General features: G+C 62.0%; 19 protein-coding genes. 10 read left to right on the top strand and 9 right to left on the bottom strand.

Translation table 11 applies throughout. The features are described 5' to 3' along the window. Positions 1–4 precede the first annotated feature (4 nt). The 4 genes from GA0061101_RS10035 (at position 5) to GA0061101_RS10020 (ending at position 5,651) form a co-directional block, all read left to right on the top strand. A complete protein-coding gene (locus GA0061101_RS10035; protein ID WP_092573574.1) occupies positions 5–1,021 on the top strand; it encodes a serine hydrolase domain-containing protein in 1,017 nt (338 codons plus the stop codon). A 10-nt stretch (positions 1,022–1,031) separates the two neighbouring features. Next, complete coding sequence (locus GA0061101_RS10030) at positions 1,032–2,147, top strand: anhydro-N-acetylmuramic acid kinase (protein WP_037192311.1); 1,116 nt, start codon at positions 1,032–1,034, stop codon at positions 2,145–2,147. Positions 2,148–2,253: 106 nt separating this feature from the next. After that, entirely contained in the window at positions 2,254–3,204 is a 951-nt protein-coding gene (locus GA0061101_RS10025; RefSeq protein WP_037192307.1) for a lytic transglycosylase domain-containing protein, read from the top strand. Positions 3,205–3,380: 176 nt separating this feature from the next. Next, positions 3,381–5,651, top strand: a complete 2,271-nt coding sequence (locus tag GA0061101_RS10020) for an FdhF/YdeP family oxidoreductase (RefSeq protein ID WP_092573573.1) — start codon at positions 3,381–3,383, stop codon at positions 5,649–5,651. A 22-nt stretch (positions 5,652–5,673) separates the two neighbouring features. Here GA0061101_RS10020 and guaD read toward each other — a convergent pair whose 3' ends face one another. The 6 genes from guaD to GA0061101_RS09990 form a co-directional block, all read right to left on the bottom strand. Further along, positions 5,674–7,032 carry a guanine deaminase gene (gene guaD, locus GA0061101_RS10015; RefSeq protein WP_037192301.1) on the bottom strand — a complete coding sequence of 453 codons (1,359 nt, stop codon included), beginning with the start codon at positions 7,030–7,032 and terminating at the stop codon, positions 5,674–5,676. Between the two features lie 14 nt (positions 7,033–7,046). Further along, on the bottom strand, positions 7,047–7,904 hold the full coding sequence (locus GA0061101_RS10010; RefSeq protein WP_037192298.1) for an aromatic ring-hydroxylating oxygenase subunit alpha: 858 nt from the start codon (positions 7,902–7,904) through the stop codon (positions 7,047–7,049). Positions 7,905–7,937: 33 nt separating this feature from the next. Next, positions 7,938–8,873: an ABC transporter permease gene (locus GA0061101_RS10005; protein WP_037192295.1), complete on the bottom strand. Its 936-nt coding sequence runs from the start codon at positions 8,871–8,873 to the stop codon at positions 7,938–7,940. 14 nt (positions 8,874–8,887) lie between these two features. Next, a complete protein-coding gene (locus GA0061101_RS10000) occupies positions 8,888–9,931 on the bottom strand; it encodes an ABC transporter permease (protein ID WP_197072728.1) in 1,044 nt (347 codons plus the stop codon). Position 9,932: 1 nt separating this feature from the next. Continuing rightward, positions 9,933–11,507 (bottom strand): ABC transporter ATP-binding protein, encoded by a 1,575-nt coding sequence (locus tag GA0061101_RS09995; RefSeq protein ID WP_037193151.1) that lies wholly within the window; start codon positions 11,505–11,507, stop codon positions 9,933–9,935. A 74-nt stretch (positions 11,508–11,581) separates the two neighbouring features. Further along, the gene (locus GA0061101_RS09990) at positions 11,582–12,703 is read right to left on the bottom strand and encodes a BMP family ABC transporter substrate-binding protein (protein ID WP_037192293.1); all 1,122 of its coding nucleotides are present in this window, start codon (positions 12,701–12,703) and stop codon (positions 11,582–11,584) included. A 248-nt stretch (positions 12,704–12,951) separates the two neighbouring features. On the opposite strand from GA0061101_RS09990, the gene GA0061101_RS09985 reads away from it, so the two are divergent. The 6 genes from GA0061101_RS09985 to GA0061101_RS09960 all read left to right on the top strand — a co-directional run bounded on the left by GA0061101_RS09985 (position 12,952) and on the right by GA0061101_RS09960 (position 17,046). After that, on the top strand, positions 12,952–13,188 hold the full coding sequence (locus GA0061101_RS09985; protein ID WP_234903846.1) for a hypothetical protein: 237 nt from the start codon (positions 12,952–12,954) through the stop codon (positions 13,186–13,188). After that, the gene (locus tag GA0061101_RS09980; RefSeq protein ID WP_037192292.1) at positions 13,185–13,847 is read left to right on the top strand and encodes a Rieske 2Fe-2S domain-containing protein; all 663 of its coding nucleotides are present in this window, start codon (positions 13,185–13,187) and stop codon (positions 13,845–13,847) included. The genes GA0061101_RS09985 and GA0061101_RS09980 overlap by 4 nt, the downstream gene beginning before the upstream one ends. Beyond that, on the top strand, positions 13,847–14,479 hold the full coding sequence (locus GA0061101_RS09975) for a glutathione S-transferase family protein (protein WP_037192290.1): 633 nt from the start codon (positions 13,847–13,849) through the stop codon (positions 14,477–14,479). The genes GA0061101_RS09980 and GA0061101_RS09975 overlap by 1 nt, the downstream gene beginning before the upstream one ends. Before the next feature lie 18 nt (positions 14,480–14,497). Then, positions 14,498–16,297, top strand: coding sequence for an adenine deaminase (locus GA0061101_RS09970; protein ID WP_092573572.1), 1,800 nt, complete (start codon positions 14,498–14,500; stop codon positions 16,295–16,297). A 90-nt stretch (positions 16,298–16,387) separates the two neighbouring features. Further along, the gene (locus tag GA0061101_RS09965; RefSeq protein WP_092573571.1) at positions 16,388–16,636 is read left to right on the top strand and encodes a plasmid stabilization protein; all 249 of its coding nucleotides are present in this window, start codon (positions 16,388–16,390) and stop codon (positions 16,634–16,636) included. Continuing rightward, on the top strand, positions 16,633–17,046 hold the full coding sequence (locus GA0061101_RS09960) for a type II toxin-antitoxin system VapC family toxin (RefSeq protein WP_037192287.1): 414 nt from the start codon (positions 16,633–16,635) through the stop codon (positions 17,044–17,046). The genes GA0061101_RS09965 and GA0061101_RS09960 overlap by 4 nt, the downstream gene beginning before the upstream one ends. Positions 17,047–17,059: 13 nt before the next feature. On the opposite strand, the gene GA0061101_RS09955 is transcribed toward GA0061101_RS09960, so the two are convergent. The 3 genes from GA0061101_RS09955 to GA0061101_RS09945 form a co-directional block, all read right to left on the bottom strand. Next, positions 17,060–18,676: a GMC family oxidoreductase gene (locus GA0061101_RS09955; protein WP_037192286.1), complete on the bottom strand. Its 1,617-nt coding sequence runs from the start codon at positions 18,674–18,676 to the stop codon at positions 17,060–17,062. A 136-nt stretch (positions 18,677–18,812) separates the two neighbouring features. After that, positions 18,813–19,898 carry an ABC transporter ATP-binding protein gene (locus GA0061101_RS09950; protein WP_037192285.1) on the bottom strand — a complete coding sequence of 362 codons (1,086 nt, stop codon included), beginning with the start codon at positions 19,896–19,898 and terminating at the stop codon, positions 18,813–18,815. Then, positions 19,888–21,816 (bottom strand): glycoside hydrolase family 127 protein, encoded by a 1,929-nt coding sequence (locus tag GA0061101_RS09945; RefSeq protein WP_037192284.1) that lies wholly within the window; start codon positions 21,814–21,816, stop codon positions 19,888–19,890. The genes GA0061101_RS09950 and GA0061101_RS09945 overlap by 11 nt, the downstream gene beginning before the upstream one ends. Positions 21,817–21,826: the final 10 nt, after the last annotated feature.

Below are 21,826 nucleotides of genomic sequence, written 5' to 3'. Positions count from 1 at the left end.
AGATATGACGGGAGAGGGTATGCAGTTTGAGGAGCGTTTCGATCGGGCCTTTTCGCCGCTCGAACAGGCCGTCGCGTCAACGCGCATTCCGGGCGGCGTTCTGGGCATGGTCGATCTCGACGGCAACCGGCTGGTACGTGCCGTCGGTTCGGCGCAGAAGGTCCCGAGCGTCAGGCCCATGCTGGTCGATACATGGTTCGATCTCGCATCGCTCACCAAGGTCATTTTCACCACATCGCGCATCCTGGCGCTGGCGGAGGCCGGCACCATCGATCTCGATGCGCCGCTGACGACACTTCTGCCCGATCTGCGTCAGTACAGCGCCGAGGCATGGGAGCGAAAGGTGACCTTTCGCCAATGCCTCGGTCATCAGACGCCTTTTCCGGCGGTCGAGCCGATCTATACCTACGGCCACGATCCGGACCTATTGCGCGCTTTCATCCTGCAGCGCGAATGGCGGGCCGGCCCACCCGTCTATTCCGATATCAATTTCATTCTTCTCGGCTTCGCGCTCGAACGCCTGACCGGCCAGACGATCCGCGCCATGGACCCGGGGCGGGGCTTTGCCTTTTCCGCCGAGCCCGATCAGGCGGCCGCGACGGAAGACTGCACGTGGCGTCATCGCGTCTTGTCGGGCGAAGTCCATGACGATAATTGCTCCGCTCTTCGGGGTGCGGGCCATGCCGGGCTATTCGGAACGGCAGCGGCAATCCTCGATTTTGCCGGGCGCTTGCTCGATGGCAGCGGCGCATCAGCCCGCTCGATCGCATTGATGCGCGCACCGCTTTCGGCCACACGCACGCATGGCTGGGAGCGCGCCCATGACGGTTGGTCCGGTGGGACGCTGTGCTCGCCGGAGACGATCGGCCACACAGGGTTCACCGGCACCGGCCTCTGGATCGATTTCGACAAGGGCAGGGCCTGGACCTTGCTCACCAACCGCATTCATCCGACACGCCATTTCGACAGTGGCATCCTGACGCTTCGTCAAACTGTCGGCGATCGCGTCAACGCAGCTTAGGAGCCTGATCATGGAACCAATATGGGCAGTCGGTCTGATGACCGGAACCGTTCTCGACGGCAATATCGATGTTGCCATGCTGAAGACGGATGGCGAGCGGATCGAGGAATTCGGCCCCTATGTTCTGGCTCCCTATCCCGACTGGATCCGGACGCTTCTGGAGGAGACGCTGCGGCAAGCGCGGGCATGGAATTTCGACGGCCCCGAGCCGGCGATCTTCAAGGAGGCGGAAGAGGCCCTGACGCGGGCGCAGTCGGAGGCTGTCAGGCAATTGGTCGAGAGCAACGGCATGACCATGGCAGACATCGGCGTTGTCGGGTTCCACGGCCAGACCGTGCTGCATCGGGCACCACAGAAAGATCGGCTGGGGCAGACGCGCCAGCTCGGCGATGGCGAGTTGATGCGGTCCATCCTCGGCACCAAGGTCGCCTATGATTTCCGCTCGGCCGATATGCGCGCCGGTGGCCAGGGTGCGCCGCTTGCCGCCGTCTACCACACCGCCTTGCTGCGCGGCGCGGGCGCGGCTGGCGAGACCGCTATCCTCAATCTTGGCGGCGTCGCCAATATCACGTGGTGGGACGGCGAGGGCAATTTCGTCGCCTTCGACACCGGCCCTGCCAATGCACCGCTCAATGATTTCATCAAGTCCCATGGTCTCGGCGAGATGGACCGCGACGGCGCGCTCGGTCGGGCTGGCAAAGTGGACGAGGCGCGGCTCGAGAAGTTGCTGCAGCACCCCTATCTCAGCAAACCCTATCCGAAGTCGCTGGATCGTTTCGATTTCGGTGCTTCGATGGCGGATGGGCTCAGCCCTGAAGATGGTGCTGCAACGCTTTCGGCCTTCACGGCGGGCGCCGTGGGCAAGGCGCTCGATCTGTTGCCGCGCCGGCCGAAGAAGGTTGTCGTCAGTGGCGGCGGCCGTCACAATCCGACGATCATGTCGATGATGCAAAGCCGCGCCGGTGTAGAGCCGATCTTTGCCGAAGACCTCGGGTGGCGTGGCGATGCCGTTGAAGCGGAATGTTTTGCATTTCTGGCCGTGCGTGTGCTGCGCGGCTTGCCGATCAGCTTCCCCGGCACGACGGGTGCGCCGGAGCCCATGCGCGGCGGACGTCTCGCCGGATAATCGCCGGCAGCAACATCACGCCGTCAAAGGTTTTCGCTGCAGCCCATCGATGCTATGAAGAGATCGCAATTATGCGATCGAACTGGCTTGGACGGATATCGCACGGATGGCAGGCAGGCAGCATCGAGCAGGCTTTGTCGGCGGCGTGGTCGCCTTTGCCATTATATGTGTCGTCGTGGCTTCGGCCCTTCGCCCTGCGAGCGCGCAGCCGGAATGGAGCGTTGCGCCACCGGCCTGCGTCTCCGGCCCGATGATCACGCGCACGGGCGAGACGCTCTGCATTCGCAAGGAAAGTTATAACAGGGATCTCTGTGCGGCTATCGATTACTTCGCCCGCATCAACCGTCTGCCGCCGGATTATCTGGCTCGGCTGGTCTGGCGCGAGAGCACGTTTCGGCCGGATGCCGTCAGCCCGAAAGGCGCTCAAGGCATTGCCCAGTTCATGCCTGGGACGGCAAAGCTTCGCGGCGTCCGCGACAGCTATGATGCGCTCGAAGCGCTGGGCAAGGCAGCTTCCTATCTCGACGAATTGCGCAACCGGTTCGGCAATCTCGGGCTGGCCGCCGCCGCCTACAATGCCGGCGAGGCGGGCCTGGCGAATTTTCTGAATTCCGGCGATCTTCCCTATGAGACGCGCAGCTATGTGAGCGCGATCACCGCGCATACGGTCGAGGAGTGGCGCGATGGACCGCCCGACGTCGCCGCGCCGGACTTGGACAAGGGCAAGCCCTTTGTTCAATCCTGTGTTGCCCTTGCTGGAAGTCGGCGGCTGAAGCAGGTCGCCTTGGAGCAAGAGCGGCCATGGGCACCCTGGGGCGCTCAATTGGCAGAGCATTTCCAGGTTAATGCCGCCCGCAACCTTTTCGCGACAAATGTCCGAAAGTTGCAGTCTCCCTTGAACGCGGAAAAGCCGCTGATCGTGCGTCAGCGTAATGCGGATTTCGGCCGGCGCATCCGCTTTGCCGCGCGTATCGGCAGGCAGACGCGTGCCGAGGCGGATGCCGTTTGCACGCAGGTCCGGCAACAGGGCGGCACTTGCCTGGTGTTCAAGAATTGAGTTTCTTGCTGACCTCAGATGCCGATCTCGAATGCCGGAGGCATGCCATCGTCGCATCGCGCCGCGCTTGTCTGATCGAGTGCCCACTGATTGGACTTTACTCCCTCTTGGCTCGCGCTTATTCGTTAAGGCCCGACCTTTGGGAGGAAGCCGCGGGATAACCAAAGGAGCGTGCAATGGCGCATAAGCGTGAAGTCCCTGGGATCCGTGCCTACAACAGCCCGGCCGGCGGCTGGGGAGCGCTCAAGGCCACCGCCAAGGCGGTCCGTGACCAGATGGAAGTCACCGAGGCGCCCGGCCTGCTCCTGCGCACCAACAAGCCGACGGGTTTCGATTGCCCCGGCTGTGCATGGCCCGACAAGGAGCATACCTCCACCTTCCAATTCTGCGAAAATGGTGCGAAAGCAGTCACTTGGGAAGCGACAAACAAGCGCGTGACGCCGGATTTCTTCGCCGAGCATACGGTCAGCGAACTCCTGACTTGGAGCGACTATGATCTGGAGAATTCCGGTCGGCTGACGCATCCGATGGTCTACGATCGCGCAAGCGACACTTATAAGCCGATTGCTTGGGAAGATGCCTTCACCCGCATCGGCGAAGTCATGCGCAGCATGCCCAATCCGGATATGGTCGAATTCTACACGTCGGGCCGCGCCTCCAACGAGGCGGCTTTCCTCTTCCAGATCTTCGCGAGGGAATACGGCACCAACAATTTCCCCGATTGCTCGAACATGTGCCATGAGGCCACCAGTGTCGGTCTGCCGCAATCGATCGGCATGGGCAAGGGCACGGTATCGCTCGACGATTTTGATCAGTGCGACCTGATCATTTCGATGGGGCACAATCCCGGCACCAACCATCCGCGCATGATGGGCACACTGCACGAGTGCTCGCGCCGCGGCGTGCCGATCATCGTGTTCAATCCGCTGAAGGAGCGGGCGCTGGAGCGCTTCGCCGACCCGCAGAGCCCGATCGAAATGGGAACCTTCGGATCGACCCGGATCGCCTCCTCCTACTACCAGGTGAAGATCGGCGGCGATGCCGCTGCGCTCAAGGGTATCATGAAGGGCGTTCTGGCACTTGCCGAGACTTCGGAAGACGTGCTCGATCATGCGTTCATTGCCGAGCATACCAGCGGTTTCGACGCGCTGGTTGCCGATATCAAGCAGACGGAATGGGCTGATATAGAGCGCGTATCGGGTCTTTCCCGCGCCGATCTGGAGCAGGTCGCCGCCGCCTATGCCAAATCCAAGGCAACGATCGTCGCCTACGGCATGGGTATCACCCAGCATGCCAAGGGCACTGCGAATGTGCAGCAGATCGCCAATCTTCTGCTGCTGCGCGGCAATTTCGGTAAACCTGGCGCCGGCATCTGCCCGCTGCGCGGACACTCCAACGTGCAGGGCAATCGTACCGTCGGGATCACCGAGAAGCCGGATGCCGCGCTGATTGAGGGCATCGAGCGCGCCTTCGGTTTCAAGTCCCCGGCCCATCACGGCCATGATGCGGTTGCCGCCATGCAGGCGATGGCCGAAGGTCGCTCGAAGGTGCTGCTCAGCCTCGGCGGCAATTTTTCGATCGCGCTTCCGGATCCCGAGATGTGCGCCGAGGGTATGCGCAGGCTGGACCTTGCTGTTCACATGAACACCAAGCTTAACCGTTCCAATCTTCTGATCGGCAAGGAATCCTTCCTGCTGCCAGTGCTTGGCCGCACCGAAGAGGACGTTCAGGCCGCCGGCCCGCAATCGGTGACCATCGAGGACTCGATGTCGATGGTGCATGCCTCGCGCGGCAGGCTGAAGCCGGCATCGGGGGAGCTACGTTCAGAGCCAGCCATCGTTGCGGCCATGGCGCAGGCTACCTTGCCGGAAAGCAAGGTCGCGTGGATGGAACTGGTCACCGACTATGACCTGATCCGCGACAAGATCGAAATCGTTTATCCTGATTTCGCCCGTTACAATGAGCGCATCCGCGTGCCCGGCGGCTTTCGCCTGCCGCTCCCGGCGACGGAGCGCGTCTGGAAGACGCCTTCCGGCAAGGCCGAGTTCAAGCTGTTTTCCGGCCTTAATGAGGACATCTCGCTTTCGGATTCAAGTATCCTCAAGCTCGCGACGATCCGCAGCCATGATCAGTACAACACCACGATCTACGGCCTCGACGACCGTTATCGCGGCGTGTTCGGCCGTCGTGATGTCCTGTTCATGAACGACAAGGACCTTGAGGCCAAGGGATTGGAGCATGGCGATCTCGTCGAGATCGAGACGGCGCTGCCTTCCGGCGGCAAGCGGCTGTTAAAGCTGACGGCGATTTCCTACGATATCTCGGAGGGTTCCGTCGCTGCCTATTATCCGGAAGCCAATTGCCTGATCCCGCTTGACTATCAGGACAAGGAAAGCGGCACGCCTTCCTACAAGTCCATTCCGGTGCGCATCAGCAAGGCTGCTTGAGCAAGGCTGCGCGCAAACCGGGCTAGACGCTGCGGCCGCCGACCCAGGTGGCCGCAATATTCGGCCGCGAGGCGGTGTAAATGATCTTCTGCAGGATGCCTTCTCCGGCATCGCGATCCTCGAACAGCCGCACCGTGCCCTTCTCGTGGGCGGTGTCGATGACGATGGCATCGAACTGATAGCCGGGCGTAAACTGCCCGACCGGCAGATCGAGTGCCGCGCCGCCGCCGGCCGTTGCGATATGAAAGGCATCGCGAAAATCGATCTGCGCCGGTCCGAATGTGGAGCGGCTTTCGGCCGGCACGTTCGGATCGACACCGCTTTGCAGCATCCTCGAGACGAGGATCGCGCCGCGGGCATTCTCCAGCATCGACGCGCTGGGCCCGCCGGAAATATCCGTGCCGAGGCCGACATGCAGGCCCTTTTCCAGCGCCGCCCGCAACGGAAAGACCGCATTGGCAAAATAGGCGTTCGAAAGCGGACAATGCGCAACGGCTGCTTCGCGCGCCTTGATCGTCTCCATATCCCCAGCGGTCAGGAAGTTCGCATGCGCCAATACCGTGCCGCGCCGAAGCAGGCCGAAGCGGTCCAGGCTCTCGGTATCCGTCATGCCGTGCCGGGTAAGCACGTAGCCATGCTCCCAATCGCTCTCCGAACAATGGGTCTGCACATGGCAGCCGCATTCCCGGGCAATCGCGCCGAGCCCTTCGAGCGTTGCATCCGTGCAGGAGGGAATGAAGCGCGGCGTTACCACAGGCAGGACGCGGCTTTCGCCATTGTCGGGATGGCCGCGCACATAATCGATGAGTGCGCGAGTGCCTTCCAGCGCCGCATCGCTCGAGGCGTCGCGATAGTAGTCGGGGCATTCCTGCGGATTGTCCATGGCCACCTTGCCGATCAGGGCGCGCTGGCCCCTTTCGAGGCAGATATCGACCAGCGCCCGGGTCGCCTGCTGGTGTATGGTGGCGAAATACAACGCCGTCGTCGTGCCGTTGGCAAGGAGGTCGTCGACCAGCAGGCCATAGACATGGCGTGCGAAGACAAGGTCCTCATAGCGTGCCTCCAGCGGGAACGTGTGTTTCTGCAGCCAGGCTTCCAGCGGAACGTCAAGCGCGTCGCCAAGCTGCGGGTATTGCGGCGCATGCACATGCAGGTCGACGAAACCTGGCAGAAGATAGGAGCCGTTCGGCAGCGTCACCAATTCACCGGTGGCTTCGCGGGCGTCGCGAATGGTCCGATAGTTGGGGTCACCGTAACGATGGATCGCTTTGATCGCGCCGGCTACATCGATCTCGATCAGCACATCATCCAGAATGTCGATCTTGCCGCGCACGGGTGAATGAAAGCCCGATGCGCTCAGGGTCTTGCCACGCAAATCCATCGCTGTTCTCTATTTCAGGCAGCCATCATGGTGGTGCCGTAGGTAATGCCCTTTTCCTTCAGCCAGCGCCGATAGGCGATCGACGTGGCGTCGGCGCGAGTCGGGATTTCCGCCCGCGGCTCCAGCGGTAGCAGCACCGGGCGCTGGTTTTCAAGAATGATGCGGTCCTGCAGGAAGATAAGTTGCTGGAAATGTACCAGTTCCGTCGTCGTCGAGACGTCGTCGATCAGGAACATGACCGGATGGGCGCGGCAACGATCCGGATCCAGCGGCTGCACGAAAAGGCAGATGACGTCCCAACGATTGGCGGCGTTCGGGCAGGTCTTGTAGAGCAGCGTCGCAAACGGCGTCATCACCCGATAGATATAATCCGTCATGATGCCTTCGCTGGCCGAAAGTGCCGCCTGCGGCTGGAAGAACTGGCAATTGGTCGCCCAGACCTCGTCGACGTCGCGGCGGATCTCGACATTGTACTGCGCCACTTCGGTGTGCGGCTCGGCGCCGAGAATATCGGTGTGCACGAAGGGGAAATGCGCCAGGTCGAGGAAATTTTCCACGATCCGGAGCCCCGAGGCCCGCACCGCCACCGTGCCGCAATTGACCACGCGGCGATCCGGCTCATCGGCTTCGGGCAAGTCGAACAACCCGCCGGCCGGCGTGCCGAGCGTCGTCCAGACGAGGCCGAAGCGGTGGATCAGCGGCAATGGCTCGGCGCGTCCCTCGGCATTTACGACCAGTGTCCCGTCATTCGATCGCGTCACGGTAAGGTCGGTGCCGAGAAGACGGTTCACCGAGGTTCCGAAGGGAATCTCGTTTTCCGTTTCCAGCGCATACCATTGATCGAGGGCTGCCTTGTCCAAACATTGGCTCATGCGAGGCTCCTTTTTCTTGTCCGTCGATGCACCTTAGCGGACATCGCGATAATAGGGCAGGCCGATGGCGGCCGGGGCGGCCATGATACGGCGCATGCGCTGCCATGCCAGAACCGGCACGATGATGAAGGCCATCGTGCCGAGATAGGGCAACATGGACAGGAAGGCGGGTGCGATCGGCCAGCCGCGCGCCTGGCCGACGAAGCCGAGCGCGGTGATGAGGCCGAACAGCAAGCCCGACAGAACGGCCGGGATCGGCCGGTAGCCGGCAAAGATCACCAGCGCCACCGCGATCCAGCCGCGACCGGCGACCACCCCGTCGGACCAGGACGGCACGAAAGCAAGCGTCAGGTAGGCACCCGCGCCGGCGGCAAGGGCTGAGCCGGCCATGACGTAGGCGCAGCGGATGAGGTTGACCGAAATGCCGGCCGCGTCCGCCGCCGCCGGATTTTCGCCGACGGCGCGCAGATTGAGGCCGTGGCGGGTGCGGAACATGAGGTAGCTCAGCGCTACCGGCAGGATGATATAGATCAGATAGACGAGGATGTTCTGCGAGAAGAAGGCCTTGCCGAGGATAGGAAGATCGCTGAGGAGCGGGATTTCGATACCGGAAAAGGTGGCGCGCACCGGCATGCCAGAATAGGCGCGGCCGATGCTGGAGGCAATGCCGTTGCCCATCAAAGTCAGCGCCAGGCCGCATAGCACCTGGTTGGCACGCAGGAGAACGGTGGCTACGGCGAAGATCGCGCCGAAGAATGCGCCGACGATCAAGGCCGCGAGAAAACCGAGCGTCGGCGAGGGATAGATCGTCGTTGCGGCAACGCCCGTCAGCGCCCCCATTGCCATCAGTCCCTCGACGCCGAGATTGACGACGCCGACCCGTTCGGCCAGCACTTCGCCGAGAGCAGCCAGCGCCAGCACGCCGCCTGCGAGAAAGGCTGTGGTCAGGAGGCCGGTGAGAAGATCCATGGTCTCTTGTCCTTTCAAGCCTTGTCGCGGGCGATGTGATAATGGGCGAGCTCATCGCCGATCGCCGTCAGGAACAGGATGAGCCCGGTGATCGCGAGCACCGCCGACGTCGTCAGCCCCTGGGTTTGCAGGACGATGCCGGAATTCAGGATGAAGGCCATCAACGCCGCTGAAAAGATAACGCCAATGGCGGAGTTGCGCGCCAGCACCGCGACCATGATGCCGAGATAGCCGTAATTGTTGGAAATACCGCCCTGCAGGCGATGCACCGTGCCGGCGATCTCCAGCATGCCGGCAAGCCCCGCTATGGCACCGGACAGAAGCATGACCGTGATCAGGTGGCGCCGCGCCGGTATGCCGGCATAATGGGCCGCAGCCGGGTTGGAGCCGACGAGGCGCACTTCGTAGCCCCAGCGCGAGAAAGCCAGCAGGCCGGCGACGATGATGGCGGCAAGGATGGCGACAGGAAAGCCCCAATGGATGGAGCCCCAAAGCTCCGGTATTTCGGCCGACAATCGCCCGGTTGCCGAATTCGCCGTGCGGTCGCGCCAGGCGCTGGTCGAGACGTAGAACACCAGAAGCACAGCGACGAAATTGAGCAGCAGCGTAGTGATCAGCTCATTGACGCCGGCATAGGCGCGCGCCAGCGTCGGGATAAGGATCCAGACAAGGCCGCCGAGGAGGCCGCCAAGAAACATCAACGGCAGGATCACGACAGGCGGGCCGGGCACGAAGAGGCCGACCACGGCAGCACCGAATGCACCGGCATAGAACTGACCTTCGGCACCGATATTCCAGATGCCAATTTGCTGGCCGACGGCGACGGACAGTCCCGTCAGGATGAGAGGGACCAGCAGAACACCGAGATCCTGAAGGCCGAAACTGGAGCCGAGGCTCGAATCGATCACCTCGGAAGCCAGCTCGAGCGGCTTTGCGCCGGTGACCGCCAAAACCAGCCCGGCAAACACGAGCGCCAGCAGGATAGCGACGATGCGGGCGGCAAATGCCTTGGCGGGCGAGGCGGAGGGTAGGCGGTGAAGACGCCAGGACATGCTCATGTCAGGCAACCTCGCGCGCAAGGGCGCGTCCACCCATCAGCAGGCCGATCTGGTCGATGTCGGTCCTGTCGTTGTCGACTATTCCCATGATCCTGCCTTCGTAGAGCACGGCGATGCGGTCGGAGAGATTGAGGAGTTCTTCCAGTTCCTCCGAGATCAGCACGATCCCTGCGCCGGCATCGCGTAGCTCCACGATGTAGCGCAGCATCGTGTTGATGGCGCCGACGTCGAGGCCGCGGCTTGGATAGGCAGCGATCAGAACCTTGTTGGCGATACGCATCTCACGTCGGGCGACGAGGCGCTGCTGGTTGCCGCCGGAAAGATTGCGGACCGGCATGTTGAAGTCGGGAATGGTCACATCCGCAGCCGCCGCAATCTCCTTGGCAAGTGCGGTCGCTCCGCCCGGACGATAGACCGCGCCGGCTGATACCGGCGACTTCTTGTACTCGCGCATCACGGCGTTGACGGTTATGCTGAGCGCAGGGGCAAGGCCGCTATGCAGCCTGTCTTCCGGTATATGGCCGATGCCATTGTCAGCGAAAACAGCCGCATTGCTGTGCTCGACTGGACGCCCATCGATAAGGATGCGCCCGTTGCCGATCTGCCGCATGCCTGATAGCACCTGGCTCAATTCGCGCTGGCCGTTTCCGGCGACACCGGCAATGCCGAGGATTTCCCCGGCATGAACCGCAAGCGAAACATCATGCAGCGCCTCGGTACCGGCGTCATTCTGTGCAGATACGCTTTCCAGGCTCAGCACGGGTTTCGCAGAGATCGGCGCGGCGCCGGCGGCGCGCTGGCGCATGTCGGCAAGCACGATATCGCGGCCGACCATCAGCTTGGCAAGCATGCGGGCATTGCAATCGGCCGTCCTTTCGGTCGCGACCTTGCGTCCGCCGCGCAGAACGCTGATGCGATCGGAAATCTCCATGACCTCATCAAGCTTGTGGCTGATGAAGATGATGGCGTTGCCATGGGAGACGAATTCGCGCAGTGCCCTGAAGAGTTCGCGGGCTTCTGCCGGCGTCAGCACGGCGGTCGGCTCGTCGAGAATGAGAACACGCGCCTGACGCGCGAGCACTCTCAGGATCTCGACACGCTGCTGCTCACCCGTCGAAAGATCGCTGATGCGCGCGCCGGGGCGGGTTTGAAGATTGAATTTTTCCGCGAGGGATGCCGTGCGCGCTTCCAGCACCTGTGCGGAGGCGCGCCGCGGCGTCTCCGACCAGCCGAGATGGATGTTCTCGGCGACGGTGAAGGCCTGCACCAGCTTGAAATGCTGATGCACCATGCCGATGCCGGCGGCGATCGCCTGAAGGGGCGTCGCAAAATGCTTGGCATAGCCATCGATGATGATCTCGCCGGCGTCGGGCTGATAGATGCCGGTGAGGATGTTCATCAGCGTCGATTTGCCGGCGCCGTTTTCGCCAAGCAGCGCATGGATCTCGCCGGGTAAAACCTCGAGATCGACATTCTCGTTGGCGATGACGCCTGGAAAATACTTGGCGATGCCCTTGAGCTGGACCAGTGGCGGTGTGCCCGCGGGAGCGGAAAAGGGTGTCGCTGTTTCGGTCATCAAATGCATACCAGACAGTCATGGGATAGGCCTCGGCCGCAGATCGGCCGAGGCGTAATTCGCAATTGGCTTGTTCAGACGCTGAGCCCGGTAACGCCCTCGACGGACCAATCCCAATTATAGAGGTCGTTATCGGTCATCGTCTGCCCGGCGGCGATGCGGACCTTGCCGGTCGAATCCTTGATTTCACCGGCAAAGGGCGACCAGCCGCCGACGATCTTGTCACGCACCGCATCGGCAGCAGCGGCAACATCGGCCGGAACCTTTTCGCCCCATTTGTCGCGGTCGACGCCGGAACCCATGGCAAAGAGCGTATTGGTCGGAGTCCAGGTGCCGGCTAGCCGCTTGCCGACCTGATCGACATAATACTTGCTGAAATCGATGAGGACGGACGAGACGTAGGAGTTCGGGCCGTAGCGGCGGATGTCGGTGTTCCACATGGCCGCCCAGACGCCGCGTTTTTCGGCGACCTGCAGATAGCCGGCTTCGTCCATGATGCCGAAGAGGAAATCGCAGCCATTGTCGATCAGCGCCGTGCCGGCCTGCGTTGCCGCCTGCGGATCAAACCAGGAATTGATGGCTATGGTCTGCAGCGTCGCATTCGGATTGACCGAGCGCGCGCCCATCAGAAAGGCGTTGGTCGAGGCAAACACCGAGGCGACCGGGAAGGAGGCGACATAGCCGAGCTTGCCGGACTTCGACAGATGACCGGCGGCAACGCCGATGACGTAGGTCGGATACCAATGGGCCAGATAGTACCAGCCGAGATTATCCATATCGACGCGGCCGTCGCATTCGAGGAAGGCGACGGCGGGTGCCTGCTTGACGACGGCATGCAGGAAGTCGCCGTTCGAGGAGGTATCGAAAATGATGTTGGCGCCTTCGTTGACGAACTGACGATAGGTGCGGGTCGCATCGGCGGAGTAGGGGATGTTTTCGACTTCGAGGATCTTTTTCAGCTTCGGATAGGCCGCCTTTACCGCGAGCAGGCCCTGGTGATGCGCCCAAGTCCAGCCTTCGTCCGAAATCGGGCCGACATGACCGAAGCCGACGACCGCATCTTCTTCCTTGATCGCCGGGAAAGAGGCTGCGGCATAGGCCTGGCCGGCAAGGCCTGCAGGCAGCATCAAGGACGCCGCACCAGCGGCGCTCATATTTAAAAATCCGCGACGGGAAAGCGAACGCAAGTCGATCATGGGACCCCTCTTTTGATTAGGTGCGCAACGGCGCCCGGGTGTAATCGACGCAACAATTATGCCAGTTGCCGCGCGGTGATCTGTCCGATGTCTGTTGGTCGATATCGATCCGCTCCGCAAAGCCTCTTGAATTTCAAAAGGCAGCGCGGCTAGAATGCCTAAAACTGAAGCATGTTTATTTTTTATGCAAAGTGGGCATTTTTGATGCGTAATGTGGGCATGGATAGAACGAGCGGACTGTCTGCGGCATGATCGAGGCGGCGCGTTTTGTCTTTCGGGGGCGGATGGTGTGCGACAGTTTCGTCGAGTTTGCCCGGCATCGTGCGCGCCGGCTGGATCTGGACATCGAGGTCGGGGCCTGCGATGCGCGATCCGCGACGCTTGCCGTAAGGGGCCAGAATGATCTTGTCGACGCATTCGAAATGGCCTGCAGCCTCGGGCCCTACGATTGCGTTATTCTCGATATCGAGCGGAGTGGCTTATGAAACTGGAAGCAGGATGGGTGCCGGTGGCGCTTTCGGCGTCGATCGAGGCTGGAACCTCGGCCGGCGCCGTGGTCGATGGCAGCGAGATCGTCGTCTGGCGCGACAATAGCGGCAAGGCTCATGTCTGGGAGGATCGCTGTCCGCATCGCGGTATGCGCATGAGCTTCGGTTTCGTTCGCGGCGATCACATCGCCTGCCTCTATCACGGCTGGCAGTACGATACCGCCGGGCAATGTCGTTATATCCCGGCGCATCCGACCCTTGATGTGCCGCAGACCATCAAGGTGCCGACCTATGCGGCCGAGGAGAAATACGGGATCGTCTGGGCGACGGCCGCGCGGGAGGCTGCGCTGCCTGACATCGACGGCGTAACCGAGGTGACCCCGGTGCGCAGCCTCTATATCGAACGCTGCCCGGACGATGTCGCTGCTGCATTGCCCAGGAGCGGCTTCAGCGACCTGGGCGCCAATCTCGGCCTGCTCGAGGTGGGCGATGATCGCTTACTGGTGGCGCTGCAAAACATCTCGCCGAACAAGACCGCCCTGCATATCGTTATTGCCGGTGCGCCTGCCGTGCATGCCGGCGCCAAGCAGAAGCACTATGCTGTCTGGGCCGAGAGGTTGCGTTTCGACCTCGAGCAGAAAGCGGAGGTCGCCTGATGGCCGGCATCACGCTCTATAATTACGAGATGGACGAGGGAAGCTATCGCGTCCGCCTGCTGCTTTCGATGCTGAAGCTCACCTATACGACGGTCGCCGTCGATATGTTTCCCGGGCACGAAGAGACGAAGCCGGCCATGCTGGCGCTCAATCCCCTGGGAACGATGCCTGTCCTGAGCGACGGCGACCTCGTGCTGCATGGCACTGAGGCTATCCTTGCCTATCTCGCCAAGGCCTACGATCCCTCGCGCCTCTGGCTGCCGGAGGATGCGCCCGCCTTCGGCGCGACTGTGACGTGGCTGCATTTTTCGGCGACAGCACTTGCGGCCGCCGTGGCCGCACGGCTGAAATCCCTGTTCGATACGCCGGGCGATGAAACAGCCCTTTATGTCGGCGCGCGCAAGGCCTTCCGCATCATGGACGACCACATGACGCTGCGCCAGTTCGATGGCCGCGAATGGTTCGTCGGCGACGGCCCGACGCTTGCGGATCTGACGTTGTTTCCATCCTTCGCGCTCAGCCGCGACTATGGTATCGATCACGACGACTATCCGGCCCTGCGCCGTTGGGTGCGGCGTTTCCGTGCCATCGAAGGCTTCCGCACCATGCCGGGCATACCCGATTATCACTGATCTCGAATTGGATATCCGATGACGCTCACACGTTTTTCCGTCAAGCCGCTTTCGACCATGACGTGTACGCTTGCCGATGTTGCCTCGGCCCGCCGCGAGCCCGATCTGGTGATCGAGGGTACGCGCGTATTGTCGACCTATTCGGAGCGCATCCTGCCTGACAAGGAAATCTGGGTTGCGGGCGGCCGTATCGCCGCCGTCAAGCCGGCCGGCAGTTACCGGGGCAGCGGCGCCAAGCTCTATGACGCCAGGGGAGGGATCATCGCGCCCGGCCTGGTCGATCCGCATATCCATATCGAGTCCAGCATGGTGACGGCCTGCGCCTATGCCGAGGCCGCTCTCTTGAACGGGACGACGACCATCTTCTGCGACAGCCATGAGATCGGCAATGTGATGGATGTCGCCGGTGTCGAGGCGATGCTGGAGGATGCACGCCATGCGCCCCTGTCGATCTTCCTGACGGTGCCGAGCACGGTGCCTGCGACCTCGCCGCAGCTGGAGACGGCGGGCGGCGATCTGACACCGCAAAAGATCGCCGATCTCTTCGACAAATGGCCGGAAGCCTTGGCGCTCGGCGAAAAGATGGATTTCGTGCAGGTGGCGATGGGCGACGAGCGCAGCCATGCGATCCTGGCGGCGGCGCTCGAGCGAGGACGGCCGGTCTCGGGTCATGTCTATGGCCGCGAATTCGTCGCCGCCTATGCGGCATCCGGCGTGACGGATACGCACGAAGCCATCGACCGGGAAATCGCCGACGACCTGCTGGAGGCCGGCATCTGGCTGTTCCTGCGCGGCGGTCCGCCGACAACGCCCTGGCACAGCCTGCCGCATGCCATCAAGACCATCACCGAGCTCGGCGCGTCGCATAAGCGCATCGCCGTCTGCACCGACGACCGCGATGCCGAAGACCTTCTGCTCTTCGGTCTCGATTGGGTAACGCGAGAGGCCGTCAAGGCCGGCATGACGCCAGAGCAGGCCTGGGCGATGGGCTCCCTGCACGGCGCGACCCGCTTCGGCATGGAAAGCGAAATCGGCGGTCTCGGCGGCGGCCGCCGCGCCGATCTGGTGCTGTTGACCGATGACCTGAAGCCGGTCAGCACCTGGTATGGCGGGGAGCTGGTGGTCGAAGACCGCAAGATCACCCCGGTTCTTGATGCGGCGCTGTCCAATCCCTACCGCTATCCGGAAGCGGCCTATCACACGGTGAAGCTGCCGAAGGCGCTGAAGCTGACGCCGGAGCTGCCGACCGGAGCGGTGATCGCCCACACGATCAAGACCGAGTTGCCGGGCATCACGCTCGGGCATGTCACGGTCGAGCTCGAGCCGGCAAACGACTGGCAGACGCATTTCGACCGTCACGGGCTCTGCTTCGTCACGGTGGTCGAGCGTCACGGCAAGTCCTCGGGCAACGTGGCCCATGGTCTCCTGAACAGCTTTGGCCTGAAGAAGGGGGCGGTTGCCTCCTCCGTCGGCCATGACAGCCACAATATCATCATCGCCGGCACCAACGAGGCGGATATGAAGGTCGCTCTCGATGCGATCGAGGCCGTGCAGGGCGGCGTCTGCGTCGTCATGGACGGCAAGGTAACGGCGATGGTGCCGCTGCCGATCGCCGGGCTGCTCTCCGACAAGCGCGTGCATGAGGTTGCGGAAGAGGTGAAGGCGCTGAAGGTCGAATGGGAGAAGGCCGGCTGCACCATCGCCTATATGGGCTTCAACCTCATCCCCCTTTCCGTCATTCCGGAAATCCGCATCACCGACAAGGGCCTCGTTCTTGTGCCGGAAATGGTGATCGAGCCGTTGTTCGAGCCGGCATGACACATCAATTAGGTGTTGCCATCTAGCCATCGGATGCCATCTTGATGGCTAGATAAGAGGGGGCTTATATTGGTGGGATAGGAGACCAATATGGCTGAACCTCAACTATCTGTTCGTAGCGCCAAGGCACGGGACCTCGCTCATCGGCTTGCCCGGCGCGAGAACCGCACCATTGCCGATATCGTCGAACGCGCGCTGGAATCCTACGAAATTCGCGAGGCCGGCCGTGAACCCGCATCGTCTTTTTATGCTCGTATGGCTCTGAGCGATGGCGAGGATATCGATCTGGAGGCCGTCATCCGCGAAGGACGGCAAGCTAATCACGGAATAGATCTGTGATATTTCTCGATACCAATGTCGTCTCGGAAGCGTTCCGAAAGCTGCCTGATGCGGCTGTGATCTCGTGGCTTGGTCGGTATGATGCGGAGGTTGCGCTCTCAACCGCGGTTATCGGCGAAATCGCCTTCGGTATTCAGAAGATCTTACCGGATCAACGTGCGGCACGGCTGGCGCAACGATTGTCCGAATGGCGCCGCCGGTTTGCCGATCGGCTTTTCGGCCTCACCGAAGAGGCTGCGTTGGTTTATGGAGAGATCATAGGAGTCGCGAAACGACAAGGGCGGCCGATGTCGACGGCGGATGGCATGATCGCTGCCATAGCGCGCGTAAATGGCGGACGCCTGGCGACTCGCAATTTATCTGAATTTGAGACTGCAGGCCTTGAACTGATATCGCCGTGGGAATTCTAGTATCGCGCCAAGTTCAATAACCCCTCGCGATCATCTCAGCTGCCTTCGAGCCAATCGCCATGGCAGGTGCATTGGTATTGCCCGAGGGGATAAAAGGAATGATCGAGCAATCGATGACCCTGAGACCTTCGATGCCGCGCACGCGCAGCGTTCCGTCGACCACTGACATCGGATCGCTCTCTGGCCCCATGCGCAGGCTGCCGGAGGGATGGTAGTTGGTCTTGACCGTCTGGCCGGCGAATTTGGCCAGCGACTCTTCGTCCTGTAGCGCCCGTCCGGGCAGGATCTCATCTGATATCTTCGATTTGAACGGTTCGGTTTCCAATAGCTGACGGGCGACCTTCAGCGAGGCGAGCGTCAGCCGCAGATCGTCGGGATCGCCGAAGAAATTGCAGTCGACCAAGGGCTGATCCGCCGGATCGGCCGAGCGCAGCCTGACGCTGCCGCGCGCTTTCGGCCGCAGCAGACACGAGGTGAAGGTGACGCCGTAGGTCGGCTTTGCCGAGGAGACATCGCGGTCGAGATAGACGATCGGCGCGCAGTAGAGCTGGATCGTCGGCCGTTCGCCGCCATCGGGGTCGTAGAACAGGCAGGATTCGATGCCCGTCGTCGTGACCGGGCCGGAGTTGAACAGGAGATATTGCAGGCCGTTGCGCAACATCGGCCAGCCCTTGTCCTCGCCGAAATAACCGGATTTGCCCTTGGTGGTGGCAATGACCGGGACCTCGTGATGATCCTGCAGATTGGCGCCGACGCCTGGAAGATCACGCACGACGTCGATACCATGGTTGCGGAGGTGATCGGCCGGTCCGATGCCGGAGAGCATCATCAGCTTGGCGCTGTTATAGGTGCCGGCTGCGAGGAGAACTTCGCGGGCGGCCCTGACCGTGTGCGTTTGGCCATTCTGCGTGTAACTGACGCCAGTCGCGCGGCCGCTTTCGATGACGATGCGATCGACGCGGGCGTCGGTGACGATATCCAGCCGCTCATCGCCGGCAAGCGGATCGAGGAAGGCCTTCTTGGCATCGGAACGTTCCGTCTTGCCGCCCCATAATCCATAGGTGTGCTGCATGATGCCGACGCCGTTTTGCCTGGCGCCGTTGAAATCCGGATTGTAGGGATGGCCGAGGCCCTGGGCTGCGAGCAGGAAATCCTGGGTCGTATCGCACGTATAACCGGGTTCAGAGACGCGTAGGTTGCCGGCAATACCGTGATAGTCGTCGTTGAAGCGGGTATTGCCCTCGATGCCTTTGAAATGCGGCAGCATGTCCGCATAGGACCATTCCGTACCGTTACCGAGATGGGCGGCCCAGTGGTCGTAGTCTTCCTTTTGGCCGCGCATGTAGACCATGGCGTTGACGGCACTGCCGCCGCCGAGCGCCTTGGCGACGGGAACGATCGGGCCGCGTCCGCCAAGCTGCGGCTGGGCGACCGTATGATGCATTTCGAGGAAATCGTCGCGGGCGAGATATTTCATGTAGCCGGCGGGAAAGGCCATCAGCTTGGCAGTGTTGCGCGGGCCGCGTTCGATGATGAGCACGGAGAAGCCGAAATCGCGTATAAGCCGCATGGCTGCGACGCAGGCAGCCGAACCGCCGCCGGCAATGATGAAATCATATGTCTTCGCCATAAGACCCTTCCGGCTTGATATCGCGCATCGTCCTGGACAGGACAGGCGCACGGCATGAAATCTCCATCAGCAACTTTCCTCAAATCATCCTTGTTCGTCAAATGATTAGCGTGCCGATGCGATGGAAATATGCGGCTTAGCGAAGTCGCCCGCCCTGCTTGTCGAAATAGCGCCGCCGCTCGGATGGGCAGCGCAGATAGAGCGTATCGCCGCGCTCGATATCAGGCCCATCACGATATTCGGCGATCAGTGATTGGCCATCTTCCGTCTGGCAATAGAGATAGCGGGTGCCGCCCAGATATTCGGTGACGTCGACCGTGACCCGTACGGCATCCTCCCGATCGGATGCCACGATCAAATGTTCCGGGCGCATGCCGAGCAGCAGGCTTTCGCCGGGAGCCGGCCTGTGCTGTGCGAGATCGACCTTGATGTTGCCGTTGCCGACCTTCGCCATCCCTTCGCCAGACCATATGGCTTCGATCATGTTCATGCGTGGCGAACCGATGAAGCCGGCGACGAAGCTGTTGGCGGGATCCTCATAGATCTCGCGCGGACTGCCCACCTGTTCGATCCGGCCGTCCTTCAAGACGACGATCTTGTCGGCGAGCGTCATGGCCTCGGTCTGATCGTGGGTAACATAGATCATCGTATTGCCGAGCTCGCGGTGCAGCCGGGCAATCTCGATGCGCATGGATACCCGAAGTTCGGCATCGAGATTGGACAGCGGTTCATCGAACAGGAAGACCTCCGGCTTGCGCACGATCGCCCGGCCAATGGCGACGCGCTGGCGCTGGCCGCCCGAGAGCTGGCCCGGACGTCGATCGAGCAGATGGTCGATCTTGAGGATCGCGGCGGCGGAGCCCACCCGCTGTTCGATCTCGGCCGCATCGGCCCGGGCCATTTTCAGCCCGAAACCGAGATTGTCGCGCACGCTCATATGCGGATAGAGCGCGTAGGACTGGAAAACCATGGCGATGCCGCGCTCGGAGGGATCGAGATCGGTGACATCGCGACCCTTGATGGCGATCTCGCCGTCGGTGACTTCCTCCAGCCCGGCAATCATCCGCAGCAGGGTGGACTTGCCGCAGCCGGACGGTCCGACGAAGACCACGAAGGCGCCCTCCGGCACATCGAGATCGATGCCGTGAATGACCTCCAGCCCGCCGAAGCTCTTGCGGACGCCGGTGAGCCTCATGCCGTTCTTTGTCATGTCAGGCCCCATGGCTCTGACCGGCGCGGATCCAGACCAGCATTTCGCCCGGCTCACGATTGTCCCAGAGATGATAGGGAACGAAGCGCGCAGTGGCGGCGCGGCTCTTCGGCGGTGTCGTCCGATAAAGATCCGATCCCCAGTCAGCCTCATCACGCGTGACCGGAATATCGAGCGCAACGGCGCCTTCGAGGGCGGCGATTTCCGCCGTCTTTGCGGATGCCGGATCGCCGGCGAGCGAAATGCCGTTGAGATCGTGACCGTTATCCGTGGTCTCGACGCAATAGACGAGCGGGCCGCGCATCAGGGCAGCGCGCCCGGCATCCTGGCGAACCCTCGGATTGGCGAACAGGGTACGCGGGATCAGCGGAATGTTGAGGTCGACCTTGTCGCCCGCCTGCCATTCGCGTTCGATACGGGCATAGCCGTCGATGGTAACGGCCGGGAGATCGACGGACTTGCCGTTGACGGCAAGCGTTGCGCCTTCGGCCCACTCCGGTATGCGTAGCGACAGTGCGAAATCTGCGTTGCGATCGGGGTTGACCTCGAAATGGATGGCCCCATCCCAAGGATAGCGCGTCGTCTGGACAAGCGTCGCTGTCACGCCGCTCGCCAGCGGCACGCGGGCCTTGCTCTCGCCATAGAGATGCACTGCGATCTCGTTGTCTGCGGCGGCATACATGTAGGAGCCGACCGAAGCGAGCAGGCGGGCGATGTTGGGCGGGCAGCAGGGGCAATGATGCCAGGTCCAGCGGTGATGCTTGCCGGCGCTCTCCAGCGGGTTTTCATAGAAGAAGGTCTTGCCGTCGAGCGACAATCCGGCCATCGCGCCGTTATAGAGCGCCTGCTCCATGATGTCTGCATAGCGGCGGTTCGGGCCGCGCCCGAGCATGCGGTTGGCCCAGAAGACGAGGCCGACAGAGGCGCAGGTCTCGGCATAGGCGCTCTCGTTCGGCAGGTCGTAATAGTCGGTAAAGCCTTCGTTGGCGGCGGCCGGGCCGATGCCGCCGGTGACATACATCTGCTTGGTCGTCAGATCGTCCCACAGCGTTTCCAGCGCCGAGGTCAGCGTGTCGTCGTTATACTCCGTGGCGATATCGGCCATGCCGGAATAGAGATACATGGCGCGCACGGCATGCCCCACAACCTTGGTCTGGTTGCGGACCGGCTGATGGGCCTGATTGTACTCATAGGTCTTCTGTACGAATTTCTTGGGGTCGCGCCCGTCGCGCAGCGCTTCCTCGGTGAAGAAATGCGGTTCCTGACCGCGCTCGTCGATGAAGTATTTGGCAAGATCGAGATACTTCTTCTCAGCCGTAACGCGGGCGAGCTTGACGAGCGCGAGCTCCACCTCCTCATGGCCGCAATAACCGCGAAGCTGCCCTTCGCCGTGGCCGAAGACCGTGAGCATGTAGTCGGCAAAGCGGCTCATGATGTCGAGCAGCTTGCGCTTGCCCGTCGCCTGATAATAGGCGACGGCCGCTTCGATCAGATGGCCGGCGCAATAGAGCTCGTGATGATCGCGCAGATTGGTCCAGCGGCGACCGGGCTGGACGCGCTGGAACCAGGCATTCAGATAGCCGTCCTCGTCCTGCATCTTGCCATACATGTCGATGATGGCGTCCGCGCGCGCCTCCAGTTCCGGATTGGGCTGGCGGTAGAGCGAATAGGCGATGGTCTCGATCGATTTGCCGAGATCGCTGTCCCAGAACATCTGCGTCGAGCCCGACCATGTCTGTAAGGGAATGATGATGCCCGGGCTCGGCTGGTCGACATCGATAGCGCGGATCATGCCGGCCTCGACGCAGCGGTCGAGCAGGGTGGCTGCGGTCGAATTGCAGATTGCATCCTGGCGCTCACCGAACAGACCGGCGAGCTCGACATTCGGAACGGGCAGGGGGCGGAACTGGCGGCTTTGCTTGTCTGACATGGCTTTCATC

The organism is Martinezella lusitana, from assembly GCF_900094565.1.
GTDB classification, from domain to species: domain Bacteria; phylum Pseudomonadota; class Alphaproteobacteria; order Rhizobiales; family Rhizobiaceae; genus Rhizobium; species Rhizobium lusitanum.
This window is presented reverse-complemented; position numbering and strand designations above follow the sequence as displayed.

Coding starts and splice junctions, on each gene's coding strand:
- GA0061101_RS10035 (WP_092573574.1), top strand. CDS start 5: ATGACGGGAGAGGGTATGCAGTTTGAGGAGCGTTTCGATCGGGCCTTT.
- GA0061101_RS10030 (WP_037192311.1), top strand. CDS start 1,032: ATGGAACCAATATGGGCAGTCGGTCTGATGACCGGAACCGTTCTCGAC.
- GA0061101_RS10025 (WP_037192307.1), top strand. CDS start 2,254: ATGGCAGGCAGGCAGCATCGAGCAGGCTTTGTCGGCGGCGTGGTCGCC.
- GA0061101_RS10020 (WP_092573573.1), top strand. CDS start 3,381: ATGGCGCATAAGCGTGAAGTCCCTGGGATCCGTGCCTACAACAGCCCG.
- guaD (WP_037192301.1), bottom strand. CDS start 7,032: ATGGATTTGCGTGGCAAGACCCTGAGCGCATCGGGCTTTCATTCACCC.
- GA0061101_RS10010 (WP_037192298.1), bottom strand. CDS start 7,904: ATGAGCCAATGTTTGGACAAGGCAGCCCTCGATCAATGGTATGCGCTG.
- GA0061101_RS10005 (WP_037192295.1), bottom strand. CDS start 8,873: ATGGATCTTCTCACCGGCCTCCTGACCACAGCCTTTCTCGCAGGCGGC.
- GA0061101_RS10000 (WP_197072728.1), bottom strand. CDS start 9,931: ATGAGCATGTCCTGGCGTCTTCACCGCCTACCCTCCGCCTCGCCCGCC.
- GA0061101_RS09995 (WP_037193151.1), bottom strand. CDS start 11,507: ATGACCGAAACAGCGACACCCTTTTCCGCTCCCGCGGGCACACCGCCA.
- GA0061101_RS09990 (WP_037192293.1), bottom strand. CDS start 12,703: ATGATCGACTTGCGTTCGCTTTCCCGTCGCGGATTTTTAAATATGAGC.
- GA0061101_RS09985 (WP_234903846.1), top strand. CDS start 12,952: ATGATCGAGGCGGCGCGTTTTGTCTTTCGGGGGCGGATGGTGTGCGAC.
- GA0061101_RS09980 (WP_037192292.1), top strand. CDS start 13,185: ATGAAACTGGAAGCAGGATGGGTGCCGGTGGCGCTTTCGGCGTCGATC.
- GA0061101_RS09975 (WP_037192290.1), top strand. CDS start 13,847: ATGGCCGGCATCACGCTCTATAATTACGAGATGGACGAGGGAAGCTAT.
- GA0061101_RS09970 (WP_092573572.1), top strand. CDS start 14,498: ATGACGCTCACACGTTTTTCCGTCAAGCCGCTTTCGACCATGACGTGT.
- GA0061101_RS09965 (WP_092573571.1), top strand. CDS start 16,388: ATGGCTGAACCTCAACTATCTGTTCGTAGCGCCAAGGCACGGGACCTC.
- GA0061101_RS09955 (WP_037192286.1), bottom strand. CDS start 18,676: ATGGCGAAGACATATGATTTCATCATTGCCGGCGGCGGTTCGGCTGCC.
- GA0061101_RS09950 (WP_037192285.1), bottom strand. CDS start 19,898: ATGGGGCCTGACATGACAAAGAACGGCATGAGGCTCACCGGCGTCCGC.
- GA0061101_RS09945 (WP_037192284.1), bottom strand. CDS start 21,816: ATGTCAGACAAGCAAAGCCGCCAGTTCCGCCCCCTGCCCGTTCCGAAT.